The sequence below is a fragment of the Bradyrhizobium japonicum USDA 6 genome (genome assembly GCF_000284375.1).
Lineage (GTDB): Bacteria > Pseudomonadota > Alphaproteobacteria > Rhizobiales > Xanthobacteraceae > Bradyrhizobium > Bradyrhizobium japonicum.
In genome coordinates, this window is record NC_017249.1 from 7,137,304 (window position 1) to 7,149,680 (window position 12,377).

Annotated in this window: 9 protein-coding genes; 2 read left to right on the forward strand and 7 right to left on the reverse strand. The window is 65.6% G+C overall.

Annotated elements, in window-relative coordinates:
• Positions 1-75 precede the first annotated feature (75 nt).
• Positions 76-2,439 (reverse strand): thiamine pyrophosphate-binding protein, encoded by a 2,364-nt coding sequence (locus tag BJ6T_RS33445; protein ID WP_014497002.1) that lies wholly within the window; start codon positions 2,437-2,439, stop codon positions 76-78.
• A 135-nt stretch (positions 2,440-2,574) separates the two neighbouring features.
• Between BJ6T_RS33445 and BJ6T_RS33450 the strand changes: the two genes are divergently transcribed.
• The gene (locus tag BJ6T_RS33450; RefSeq protein ID WP_014497003.1) at positions 2,575-3,036 is read left to right on the forward strand and encodes an Lrp/AsnC family transcriptional regulator; all 462 of its coding nucleotides are present in this window, start codon (positions 2,575-2,577) and stop codon (positions 3,034-3,036) included.
• 96 nt (positions 3,037-3,132) lie between these two features.
• Positions 3,133-4,053, forward strand: coding sequence for a polyphosphate kinase 2 (gene ppk2, locus BJ6T_RS33455; RefSeq protein WP_014497004.1), 921 nt, complete (start codon positions 3,133-3,135; stop codon positions 4,051-4,053).
• A gap of 108 nt (positions 4,054-4,161) precedes the next feature.
• On the opposite strand, the gene BJ6T_RS33460 is transcribed toward ppk2, so the two are convergent.
• The 6 genes from BJ6T_RS33460 to BJ6T_RS33485 form a co-directional block, all read right to left on the reverse strand.
• On the reverse strand, positions 4,162-5,241 hold the full coding sequence (locus BJ6T_RS33460; RefSeq protein ID WP_014497005.1) for a zinc-binding dehydrogenase: 1,080 nt from the start codon (positions 5,239-5,241) through the stop codon (positions 4,162-4,164).
• Positions 5,242-5,301: 60 nt separating this feature from the next.
• Positions 5,302-6,243 carry a DMT family transporter gene (locus BJ6T_RS33465; RefSeq protein WP_014497006.1) on the reverse strand — a complete coding sequence of 314 codons (942 nt, stop codon included), beginning with the start codon at positions 6,241-6,243 and terminating at the stop codon, positions 5,302-5,304.
• A 187-nt stretch (positions 6,244-6,430) separates the two neighbouring features.
• Positions 6,431-7,270 (reverse strand): aldo/keto reductase, encoded by an 840-nt coding sequence (locus BJ6T_RS33470; protein WP_014497007.1) that lies wholly within the window; start codon positions 7,268-7,270, stop codon positions 6,431-6,433.
• An 8-nt stretch (positions 7,271-7,278) separates the two neighbouring features.
• Entirely contained in the window at positions 7,279-8,175 is an 897-nt protein-coding gene (locus tag BJ6T_RS33475; RefSeq protein WP_014497008.1) for an SMP-30/gluconolactonase/LRE family protein, read from the reverse strand.
• Between the two features lie 263 nt (positions 8,176-8,438).
• Positions 8,439-11,138: a nitrate reductase gene (locus tag BJ6T_RS33480; protein ID WP_014497009.1), complete on the reverse strand. Its 2,700-nt coding sequence runs from the start codon at positions 11,136-11,138 to the stop codon at positions 8,439-8,441.
• Between the two features lie 14 nt (positions 11,139-11,152).
• Positions 11,153-12,370, reverse strand: coding sequence for an NAD(P)/FAD-dependent oxidoreductase (locus BJ6T_RS33485; protein WP_014497010.1), 1,218 nt, complete (start codon positions 12,368-12,370; stop codon positions 11,153-11,155).
• Positions 12,371-12,377: the final 7 nt, after the last annotated feature.

Consider the following 12,377-nt stretch of genomic DNA (forward strand, 5'->3'; position numbering starts at 1 on the left):
CCATACTCGACCGTGGTTATGGATTCCGGGCTCGACGCTACGCGTCGCCCCGGAATGACGGGCTAGTTACCTCGACTACACCGCCATCTTCCGGTGCAGCACCGGCGCGCCGGTGGTGAGGCTTTCCGCCGCATCGATGATGGCGTTGGCATCGATGCCGTAATGGCGGTAGAGGTCCGCGATGGTGCCGGTCTGGCCGAACTGCTCGACGCCGAGCGCCTCGGCGCGATGGCCGCGGACGCTGCCGAGCCAGCCGAGCGCCGAGGGATGGCCGTCGATCACGGTCACGATGCCGCAGTCGCGCGGCAGCGGCGCGAGCAGCTTTTCGATGTGGCTGAGATGCTGTACGCCACGCCGATCGCGCCGCAATTTCCGCGCAGCGGTCCAACCCGCATGCAGGCGATCCGCCGAGGTGATCGCGAGCAGGCCGATGTCGCGGCGGCTCTCGCCGATGAAGCCGGTCGCCTCGATCGCTTCGGGCGCGACCGCGCCGGTATAGGCGATCACGACTTCGGCATTCGGCCCCGGCTTGCGCAGCCAATAGGCGCCGTCGGTGATGCCCTGCGCAAGCTCCGGCGTCATGATCCGCTGCGCCTGCTCGATGCCGCGCGTCGAGAGCCGTAAATAGACCGAGCCGCCCTCGCCCGGATCGCGCTGCATATGATCGAAGCCCCACGCCATGATCACGGCGAGCTCGTCGACGAAGGCCGGCTCGAACGAGGCGAGCCCGTCCTGCGCCATGCCGATCAACGGCGTCGCGATCGACTGGTGCGCGCCGCCTTCAGGCGCGAGCGTGATGCCCGATGGCGTCGCTGCCACCATGAAGCGCGCGTCCTGGTAGCAGGCGTAGTTCAGCGCATCGAGGCCGCGCTCGATGAAGGGATCGTAGAGCGTGCCGACCGGCAGCAGCCGCTCGCCATTGATCTGGTGCGACAGACCGAGCGCCGAGAGCATGATGAACAGGTTCATCTCGGCGATGCCGAGCTCGAGATGCTGGCCCTTGGGCGAGAAGTCCCAATTGAACGTGGAGGGAATTTTCTCGCTGCGGAATAAGTCAGCCTTCTCGCCGCGCGCGAACAGGCCGCGCCGGTTCACCCACGGACCGAGATTGGTCGAGACCGTGACGTCGGGCGAGGTCGTGACAATGCGTCTGGCCAATTCGCTGTCGCCGCGCGCGATCTCGTTCAGCACGAGGCCAAAGCCCTGCTGGGTGGACATCTGCGGCGACGGCTTGAACGCGAGTTGCTGGGGCACCTCGACGACGGGCGCGGTCAGCCGGCGGCCGTCCTGGTTGAACGGCACGCGCGCGAGGAAGGCGTCGAGCTCGGCAGCGTCCTGCGCGAGGCCTTCGTACTTGTCCCATTCGTGGCCTGGACGGATGTTCTGGCTCTCGCGATATTTCTCCATCTGCGCGACCGTCATCAGGCCGGCGTGGTTGTCCTTGTGGCCCTGGAACGGCAGGCCAACGCCCTTGATGGTGTAGGCGATGAAGCAGACCGGGCGATCGTGATCGATCGACTCGAACGCCTCCAGCATGCTCGCCATGTCGTGGCCGCCGAGGTTCGACATCAGCGCCAGCAGCTCCTCATCGCTCCGCCTGTCGATCAGCTTGGTGATCGGGCCCTGATCGCCGATCTCGTCGTGCAGATGCTTGCGGAAGGCGGCGCCGCCCTGAAAGCACAGCGCCGCGTAGAGCGCGTTCGGGCAATTGTCGATCCAAGCTTTGAGCGCCTCGCCGCCCGGCTCGGCAAAGGCTTCACGCATCAGGCGGCCATATTTCACGATCACCACGTCCCAACCGAAATTGCGGAACATGGTCTCGAACTTTTCCCAGAGCCCCTCGCGCACGACGGCGTCGAGCGACTGCCTGTTGTAGTCGACCACCCACCAGGTGTTGCGAAGGCCGTGCTTCCAGCCTTCGGCGAGCGCTTCGAAAATGTTGCCCTCGTCCATCTCGGCATCGCCGACAAGGGCAATCATCCGCCCTTCGCGGCGATCCTTCATCCAGCCATGCGCCTTGACATAGTCCTGCACCAGCGAGGCAAACAGCGTCTGCGCGACGCCGAGGCCGACGGAGCCGGTGGAGAAATCGACGTCGTCGACATCCTTGGTGCGCGAGGGATAGGACTGCGCGCCCTTGAACCCGCGAAAGTTCTCCAGCTTCTCGCGGGTCTGCCGGCCGAACAGATACTGGATGGCGTGGAACACCGGGCTCGCATGCGGCTTCACCGCGACGCGGTCTTCAGGGCGCAGCACGCTGAAATACAGCGCCGACATGATGGTGGCGAGCGAGGCGGACGAGGCCTGGTGTCCCCCGACCTTGAGCCCGTCCGCGTTGGCGCGAATGTGGTTGGCGTGATGGATGGTCCATGACGACAGCCACAGCGCCTTGCAGGCCAGCGCGGTCAATGTGTCCAGACGGGCGGTATCAACGGGCATGGCAATGGCTCCCGGAAACAGGTCGGACGATGATACGCCTGCCGGCGGCGCCAAACTTCTCAATTTTTCGCGCCATGCCTCAAAATATTGGGATATCTTACCAATAGATCCCCACTTCAGACAGGTTTCATCCCAATGCCGGACCTCGACGCCATCGACCGGAAAATCCTCGCTTTGCTCCAGAACGACAGCCGGCTGACCATGCAGGAGCTGGCCGACAAGGTCGGGCTCTCGGTGTCGCCCTGCCATCGCCGGGTCAAGCTGCTGGAGGAGCGCGGGGTCATCAGCCGCTACATCGCCACCGTCGACCAGAAGGCGCTGGGGCTGCATGTCAGCGTCTTCATCTCGATCAAGCTGGCGCGGCAGAAGGAGGAGGATCTCAACCGTTTCGCCCGCGCGATCTCGAAATGGGACGAGGTGCTGGAGTGCTATCTGATGACCGGCAATCGCGACTATCTCCTGCGCGTGGTGGCGGCCGACCTCGCCTCCTACGAGACCTTCCTAAAGACCAAGCTGACCCGGCTCGACGGCATTGCCTCGATCGAGTCGAGCTTTGCGCTGAGCCAGGTCAAATATTCGATCGCCCTGCCGGTCTGACGGCGCCGCCGGGCTATTTCGGAACCGGCGTCACATGGGCGCAATAAACCCCGCCGATGGTCACGGGCGACAGGCACCCTGCCGAAAGAAGGACCCATGACCGCATCCGATCGCACCCCTGAAATGGCCAAACGCGAGCGCATCATCCGGGAAATGACCGACGATCTCGACGAAGAGCTGGAGATGGAGCTCGATGACAGCAGGCTCGACGAACTGCTGGACGAGACGGACGCGCTCCGCCCGACGGTAGATCGCAGGATCTATTTCCGGGAATTGCTCCGCCTCCAGGGCGAACTGGTCAAGCTCCAGGACTGGGTACAGAGCGAGAAGAAGAAGGTCGTGGTGCTGTTCGAGGGCCGCGACTCCGCCGGCAAGGGCGGCGTCATCAAGCGCATCACCCAGCGCCTCAATCCCCGCATCTGCCGTGTCGCCGCGCTCCCCGCCCCGAGCGAGCGCGAGCGCACGCAATGGTATTTCCAGCGCTATGTGTCGCATTTGCCGGCCGGCGGCGAGATCGTGCTGTTCGACCGCAGCTGGTACAACCGCGCCGGCGTCGAGCGCGTGATGGGCTTCTGCACCGACGAGCAATACCAGGAATTCTTCAAGACGGTGCCTGAGTTCGAGCGGATGCTGATCCGCTCCGGCATCATCCTGGTCAAATACTGGTTCTCGATCACCGACGACGAACAGCAGTTCCGCTTCACCATGCGCATCAAGGATCCTCTGAAGCAGTGGAAGCTGAGCCCGATGGACGTCGAGGCGCGCAGCCGCTGGGAAGCCTACACCAAGGCCAAGGAGACGATGCTGGAGCACACGCATCTGCCGGACTCGCCGTGGTGGATCGTCGACGCCGTCGACAAGAAGCGCGCCCGCCTCAACTGCATCGCGCATCTGCTCAGCCAGATGCCGTACCAGGAGGTCGCCCGCGTGCCCGTGGTGCTGCCGCCCCGCGTCCGCAACCCCGACTATCACCGCGGCCCGATTCCGCCGGAGATGTACGTGCCGTCGAAATACTGACGGAGATTTCGTAGGGTGGGCAGAGGCGCAGCGCGCCGTGCCCGCCATGCGTCCGCGTTCGTGGTGAGAATGGTGGGCACGCTACGCTTTGCCCACCCTACGGCACCGTCACCGCCACGGCTGCACGATGATTTTGGTATGCGCCTCCGGATTGGCGAGATCAGCGAACGCCTTCGCGACACCGTCGATGCCCACTTCAGCGGTCACCATCGCGGCCGCATCCACCTGCCCTTCCGCGATCAGGCGCAGTGACGCCGCGAACTCATCCGGCGTGTAGCCGAGCACATATTGAACGTTGAGCTCCTTCATGATGCCGAGCATGGGTTCGCTCCTGTCGGTCTCCATGCAGACGCCGACCACCACGATGCGCGCGTCACGCGGGGCGCCCTCGAACACCTGCTGCAACAGGCCGGGCACGCCGACGCATTCGAAGATGATCGCGGGCTTCAGCGCCGGCAGCATGGCCTGGAACGGCGGCCGCGCCGCCTTCTCAGCCTCCGACATCTGCGCGTGCTCGGCCCAGGTCGCGTAGGGCTGCGACACCCTGGGATCGACGACGATATCGGCGCCGAGCCTTGCCGCCAGCGCACGCCGCGCTGGCGAATAGTCGGCGGCGACGATCGGGTGCAGGCCCTTGATCCTCAGCGCCGCGATCACCGCGAGGCCGACCGGGCCGCAGCCGATCACGAGCGGCACCTCGCCGCCCCGAATGTTGGCCTTCGCCACGGCGTGGACGCCGACGGCGAGCGGCTCGGTCAGCGCCGCATGTTCGGGCGCGAGACCGTTTGGCACTTCGAGCAGCAGCGGCTCGCTCAAAATCATCTGCTCCGCATAGCCGCCGACAAAATCGTTGGAATAGCCGATCCCCTTGATGCCCTCCGCCGTCACCAGCGCGGGCAGCGAGCAGACATGCGTCCCCGGCTTGAGCTTGCGTTCGGTGCCGGGGCCGTAATCGACGATCTCGCAGCAGAACTCGTGACCGAACACGACGTCGCGCGACAGGTCCATCGGTGTGCGCCCGGTCTTCTTCGCCATCTCCACCATGCGGGGAGCATGCTGGCGCGCGTGCAGGTCGGAGCCGCAGATGCCGCAGGCGAGCGTCCTGACCAGCACCTGACCGTTGCCCGGCTTCGGCTCGGCCATCCGGTCGACGACAATCTCACCGTTCCTGAAAATCGCAGCACGCATCCGGCTCCTCCCGTGTTGTTGGAGCCGTTGATAGCACGAAGCGGAAGCTGCGAACTTGCGTCAGGGGTTCGGGGAACGCTCTTCCAGCACCAGCAGCTGGGCGCGGCGGATGCGCTCGCGATGGGCGATGTAGAGACCGCTGGCGACGATGAAGGCAGCGCCAGTGACGGTCCAGACGTCAGGCAGTTCGCCGAACAGGAAGAAGCCCAGAATGCTGACCCACAGCAACTGCGTGTAGGAGAACGGCGCCAGCACCGAGGCATCGCCGTAGCGATAGGCCAGCACGATGATCCACTGGCCCACGGTGGACGCGACGCCGATCACGATGCCGAGCCCGATCGCGGTCCAGCTCGGCGCCACCCAGACGAACGGCACCATCAGGCTGAGGATCGCAACGCCCGTGAGCGCCGAATAGGCCATGGTGGTGAGGACGGCTTCGCGCCCGCTCATCATGCGCGTCAGGATCAGCGCAGCAGCCCAGCAGAATGCCGAGATGATCGGGAAGAACGCGGCGGCGTGAAACGCATTGGAGCCCGGACGCAGGATGATCAACACGCCGATGAGACCGATCGCGGTCGCGATCCAGCGGCGCATGCCGACCTTCTCGCTCAGGAAGATGATCGACAGCGCGGTGACGAACAGCGGCGAGACGAAGCCGGTGGCCGAGGCTTCCGCGATGGGGAGGAAACGGAGCCCGGTGATGAAGAACAGCGACGAGCCGAGCAGCGCCGCACCGCGCATCAGCTGAAGGCCGAGGCGCTCGGTGTGCATGGCATGCAGCGGCGAGCCCGGCAGCATCACCGGCGTGAACATCAGCGCGAACGTCACGAAGCGGATCCAGGTGATCTCGATCGACGGCAGGCTCGTCGACAGATACTTCGCGGTGACGTCGGAGCAGCCAAGGAATACCGTCGACAGCAGCACCAGCGCGATGCCCTTGAAGGGATGATCGACGCGCGCAGGCGCGCGGCGAGCCTCCTGCTTCTTCTCCGGCACGGGCATGGGAATACTGTCGAGCCTTGCGGCTGCGGCGGGCGGCGGTGTCACGGCTGGAACCTGGGAAAACGACGATTCGGGAACGATCGTAAAAACGACAATTGCGCCGCTTTCACAACTTCCGAAAACAGGATGCCGATATGCGCTGACGACCCCGCGCGTCAATACTCCATTAATAATAGGCGTTTGTGCACTACAGCATGGGCAGACTGCGCGGTTTCGGACCGCGCGGAAACGCCGCATCGAGCGCCGAAATCTCCTCTTTCGTCAGCACGAGCTCGCCGGCCGCCGCATTCTCGCCGGCATGTTCCGCGGACGAGGCCTTCGGGATCGCGAACACCGTAGTTGCACGGGTGAGGAAGCTCAGCGCGACCTGCCGCGGTGTCACACGACGCGCCTCCGCGATGCGTGCCAGCACCGCGCCTCCCTTGCTGCTGCTTGCGGGAAAATCGTCGTGGCCGAACGGAGAGTATGCGACGACAGCGACGCCATGCTTCTCGCACCACGGGATCACCGCATGCTCGATCGCGCGCTCCTTGAGATGATAGAGCACTTGATTGCACGCGATGCGGCCCTCGCCGGAGACGTCGAGAATGTCGTCGAGATCGTCGGCGTCGAAATTGGAGACGCCCCAGGATTTGATCTTGCCGTCCTTCACCAACTCCTCGAACGCCGCGACGGTGTCCTCGAGCGGATAGGAACCGCGCCAGTGCAGCAGATAGCAGTCGAGACGATCGGTCTTCAGCCGCCTCAGCGAACGTTCGCACGCCGTGATGGTGCCGCCGCGCGAGGCGTTGCTCGGCAGCACCTTCGAGACAAGGAACACCTCATCGCGGCGGCCTGCGATTGCATCCGCGATGACGAGCTCGGCATCGCCGTACATCTCGGCAGTGTCGATGTGGGTCATGCCGAGATCGAGCCCGCGCTGAAGCGCCGCGATCGCGCGCTTGCGGTCGCCATGATCGAGATACCAGGTGCCCTGCCCGATGACGGAGACGTTCGCGCCGGTCCTGCCGAAGGGTTTTGTGTTCATGTCAAAGCTCACAATCCGCTGATATCCGCAACCAGCACGCTGCCGGTCCCTGACTCCGTGATATAGAGCCGATCTTTCTTCGCGCCACCGATGGCGACATTGGTGCAGCTCGGACCCGCGCACGACTTGATCCGCGCGATCAGCTCTCCGTTCGGCGCGAACACGAAGACGTGGCCGAGCGAGGCGTGGCCGACGAACAGGCGACCGGCCGCGTCCATGGTCATGCCGTCAGGACCGCTGGTGCCGAACAGCGAGCAGAAGCGGCCGACCTTCGACACGCTGCCGTCCTTCATGAACGGCAACCGCCACACCGCATTGTCGCGGGTCATGGCGACGAACAGCACGGTTTCGCTGGGGTCGAGCACCAGGCCGTTCGGGCTGATGCCGGTGTCGAGCAGGCAATCGAGCCGGCCGCCCGGCGTCAGGCGATAGACACGGCCGCTTGCGTCGTGCAGGCCGGTCTGGCCCTGATCGGTGAACAAGATGTCGCCGTTGGAGGCGAGATGCAGATCGTTGCAGCCACGGAACGATTCCGAGTTGCGCGCGGTCAGGACGGGCCTGATGCGCCCTGCCCCGGCGTCGAGCTCCATGATGCCGTGCATGTAGTCGGCCACGAGGATGCGGCCGTCGGCGGCGATCTTCAACCCGTTTGGCCAGCCCTCATATTCGATCACGAGCGACCACGCGCCATCAGGCGCGATGCGGAAGATGCGGCCGAAGGGAATGTCGACGATGTAGAGGTTGCCGTCTTTGTCGAACGACGGCCCTTCGACAAAACTATCGGTCGGCACACCCGGGCGGTTGGCCTCCGCCCAATCGGTCCGCACGCCCTTGCGGCGGAATTGGTCCGGCATGGTGGAGAAGATCTTGGTTTCGATCAGGCGCGGCGGCGTTTCCAGGTACATCATTTGTTGTTTTTGTGACTGTTGAGGGGGAGTGCGCGGGAACATAGGGCACAATCGCGGGCGCGTCGATTGGGCGAAGGACATGGCTGCGTCCACGTCACTCTCGTGTCCCGGATGCGCTGCAGCGTGAAACGCTGCTGCGCAGAGTCGGGACCCAGAATGGCCAAACACTCTGCTGTTAGATGGGCCCGGCTCTGCAGCGCATCACTTCGTGCTGCGCAACGTCCGGGGCACGAGACCGCCTCCCAGTCTGGAGAGATCCCCTACCCCGCCGCGACCTTCGCCTGCTTCGCCGGAGCGACTTCCGTCGTCGCGATGAGCCGCTTCAGCTCGGGGATACATGACCCGCAATTGGTGCCGGCCTTGAGCTTGGCGCCGATCTCGGCCGCCGTGCGCGCGCCGCTCGCGATGGTGTCGCAGATGGTGCCGCGGCCGACGCCGAAGCAGGCGCAGACGATGGGGCCGGTCGAGGCCGCGCCCTCCGTCGATTTGCCTGACAGCAGCATGCGCCGCTGCTCGTCGGTGACGTGGTCGGCCACGAACAGGCTCTTCACCACCTCCCAGTCGCCGGCGTCATGCGCGGGGCCGACGAACAGGCATGTCTCGATGCGGTCGCCTGCGAACGAGGCCGCGCGATAAACGCCGCCGCCGAAGTCGCGATAGTCGGCGACGTCCTCACCGGCGACGCCGTCGAGCCAGGCCGGCCAGCGCGACAGATCCGCATTGTCGGCGAAGAGATAGCCGAAGCCGCCCGTAACCGTGACACGGGTCCACATCAGGTTCGGCGGCAGATCGAGCTGTTTGCGCGACAGCGCGAAGCCGCGGAAGACGTATTCATAGGGCGAGATCGCCGCCGGCGTGGCTTTCGACTCCGGCTGGCCCGAGAACGGATCGGTGAAGGACTGCACGAGCGCCCCGACGCGGCCGTGCGAGGCGTTCATCGCGCTCCAGTGGATCGGCGCGAACAGCGTGCCACGCTGCTGACGGTCGCTGACGACGACCTTCAGGATGCACTGGCCGTAATCGGTGGTGATGCGGGCGTAGCCGTCATGCAAGATGCCGTATTTGCTGGCATCATCAGGGTGGATCTCGACGAACGGTTCCGGCAGATGCGCGCCGAGACGCTGGCTCAGCCCCGTGCGCGTCATGGTGTGCCACTGGTCGCGGATGCGTCCGGTGTTGAGCCGCAGCGGGCGCGACGGGCCGGTCTCGCCGCGCAGTGACGGCACCTCCGGCGCGACGAAGCGGCCTTTGCCGTCATTGGTGAAGAAGCCGCCGCTCGCGAAGAAGCGCTCGCTCGACGCCTGCCCCTCGCGCACCGGCCACTGAACCGGCTTCAACGCATCGAACGCTTCATCGGACAGCGAGGTGAGCCCGCTGATGTCGAAATCGCGGCTACCATCGTTCTCGAACGCCGAGAGCGCGGCATGCTCGCGGAAAATATCAGCGGCGGATTTGTAGTTGAAGCTGTCGCCGAAGCCGAGCCGCTTTGCGGTCTCGCTCAGAATCCACCAGTCGGGCCGCGCCTCGCCCGGCGCCGGCAGGAACGAGCGCTGGCGCGAGATGCGCCGTTCGGAGTTGGTCACCGTGCCGGACTTCTCGCCCCAGGCTAGCGCGGGCAGCAGCACATGCGGCCCCGCCTCGACCGTGTCGTTGGAGAGCACGTTCTCGGAGACGACAAACAGCTCGAGCTTCTTCAGCGCCTCACGCACGAAATCCGCATCGGGAAGCGACACCGCGGGGTTGGTGCCCATCACCCACAGCGCCTTGACCTCGCCGCGGTTGATTGCCTCGAACAACTGCACCGCCTTCAATCCCTCATGGGTCGCGATGCGCGGCGCCTTCCAGAACCGCCGCACACGATCGATGTCCGGCGGCGTGAAGCTCATGTGTGCGGCGAGCATATTGGCGAGGCCGCCGACCTCGCGGCCGCCCATCGCGTTGGGCTGGCCGGTGAGCGAGAACGGCGAGGCGCCCGGCTTGCCGATGCGCCCCGTGGCGAGATGGCAGTTCAGGATCGCGTTGACCTTGTCGGTCCCCTGCGCCGACTGGTTGACGCCCTGCGAGTAGAGCGTGACGACGCGCTCGGTGTCGCGGAACATCTTGAAGAAGGCGGCGACGTCCTGTTCGGACAGGCCCGTCGCCAGCGCGGTCGCGGTGACACTGCCGGCGATGTTGCGCGCGCGCGCCAGCGCGTCATCGAAGCCCGACGTGTTCTGCGCGATGTAATCCTGGTCGAGCGCGCCATTGTCGGCGAGATGGACGAACAGGCCGGAGAACAGCGCGGTGTCGGTACCGGGCTTGAGGCCGAGGAACAGATCGACATCGCTGGCCGTGTCGGTACGGCGCGGATCGATCACGATCATGCGCGCGCCGCGCTCCTGCCGATTCTTCAACATGCGCTGGAACAGCACCGGATGGCACCAGGCGGCATTCGAGCCGACGAACACCAGAAGGTCGGCCTGGTCGAGATCCTCGTAGCAGCCCGGCACGGTGTCCGCACCGAAGGCACGGCGATGGCCGGCCACCGAGGACGACATGCAGAGCCGCGAATTGGTGTCGACATTGGCCGTGCCGACAAAGCCCTTCATCAGCTTGTTGGCGACGTAATAGTCCTCGGTCAGGAGCTGACCCGAGAGATAGAACGCGACCGCGTCGGCGCCGTCGCGCGCTACGATGTGCTGCATGCGATGGGCGACGTGGTCGAGTGCATCGCTCCAGGCGACGCGTTCCATCACCCCCTTGCAGCGGATCATCGGATAGAGCAGCCGGCTCTCCAGCCCGACGGTCTCGCCGAGCGCCGAGCCCTTGGAGCACAGCCGGCCGAAATTGGCGGGATGATCCGGGTCGCCCGCGATCGCCGCGCCACCGTTGCCGTCGGGCGTCGCCAGCACGCCGCAGCCGACGCCACAATAGGGACAGGTCGTCTTGGTGGCGCGGAGCGTGGGATCGATCGCCGTCATATCGAGCTGCCTTATCAAGCCGCCTTGGAGGGACGCGCCAGCGCGCGGCCGAACATCATGTCGGTGCGGATCGCCGTCACCTTGTCGCGATTGCGGATCAGCTCGAGATACCAGAGCGCATCGACGGTATCGCCGATCAGCACCGCGCCGGTGAGCCGGCCGTCGGCAATGACGAGCTTCTTGTAGGTGCCGCGCCTGCGGTCTGACAGCACCAGGCTCTCGCTGCCGTCCCCGCCCATGAAGTCGCCGGCGGAGAAGACGCTGACGCCGGATACCTTCAGATTGGTCGAGACCACGCTGCCCTGATAGGCGGCGGGACGTCCGGCGAGATGCCGCGCCAGCACGCGCGCCTGCTCGTAAGCGGGCTCGACCAGGCCGTAGCAGGTGCCGCGATGCTCGGCACATTCGCCGAGCGCGTAGATGTCGGGCGAGGCCGTCTGCATCTCGTCGTTGACGACGATACCGCGGTTGACCGCGATGCCCGCCTCTTTGGCAAGCGCCACATTCGGCCTGATGCCGGCGGCGAAGATCACGGCATCCGCCTCGATGCGCGTGCCGTCGGCAAGCTCGACGGCCTCGACATGGCCGTCGCCGTGAACGCGGGCGGTGGAGGCATTGAGCAGGATGCGGATGCCCTTGCGTTCGACCAGCGTCTTCAGCAGGTCCGCCGCCGGCAGATCGAGCTGGCGCTCCATCAGCCGGTCCATCAGGTGCAGCAGCGTCACCGGCGCGCCGGCTTTCGCGAGGCCATAGGCCGCTTCGAGCCCGAGCAGGCCGCCCCCGACCACGACGACGCGTTTCTTCGCCGCAGCCAGCGTCAGCAACAGATCGACGTCGCGCGTATCGCGAAAGGTGTGCACCCCGGTGAGATCGGCGCCCGGCACGTTGAGCCGCAGCGGCGTCGAGCCGGTGGCGAGCACGAGCTTGGAATATTCGACGCTCTCTTCACCTTCGATCTTGAGCTCGCGGCGGCCGGTGTCGATCTCGGTGACGCGGTAGCCGTAGCGCACGGTGACGCCGCGATGGCGCCACCAGTCGGCCGGCCTCAGCTCGATCTCGTGTGAGCCGGTCTCGCCGGCCAGCACGGAGGAGAGCAGCACGCGATTGTAAGCGAGCCGCGGCTCTTCGCCGATCACCGCGACCGCGTAGCGGCCGAGCGAGGTCTTGGCGAGCTCGTCGACCAGACGCGCGGCCGCCATACCGTTACCGACGATGACCAGCGGTTCACTCACAAGGCAT

Excerpts from the sequence above, each read along its gene's own strand:
- BJ6T_RS33470 (WP_014497007.1), bottom strand. The coding sequence starts at position 7,270 with ATGAACACAAAACCCTTCGGCAGGACCGGCGCGAACGTCTCCGTCATC.
- BJ6T_RS33475 (WP_014497008.1), bottom strand. The coding sequence starts at position 8,175 with ATGTACCTGGAAACGCCGCCGCGCCTGATCGAAACCAAGATCTTCTCC.
- BJ6T_RS33465 (WP_014497006.1), bottom strand. The coding sequence starts at position 6,243 with ATGCCCGTGCCGGAGAAGAAGCAGGAGGCTCGCCGCGCGCCTGCGCGC.
- BJ6T_RS33445 (WP_014497002.1), bottom strand. The coding sequence starts at position 2,439 with ATGCCCGTTGATACCGCCCGTCTGGACACATTGACCGCGCTGGCCTGC.
- BJ6T_RS33460 (WP_014497005.1), bottom strand. The coding sequence starts at position 5,241 with ATGCGTGCTGCGATTTTCAGGAACGGTGAGATTGTCGTCGACCGGATG.
- BJ6T_RS33480 (WP_014497009.1), bottom strand. The coding sequence starts at position 11,138 with ATGACGGCGATCGATCCCACGCTCCGCGCCACCAAGACGACCTGTCCC.
- BJ6T_RS33450 (WP_014497003.1), top strand. The coding sequence starts at position 2,575 with ATGCCGGACCTCGACGCCATCGACCGGAAAATCCTCGCTTTGCTCCAG.
- ppk2 (WP_014497004.1), top strand. The coding sequence starts at position 3,133 with ATGACCGCATCCGATCGCACCCCTGAAATGGCCAAACGCGAGCGCATC.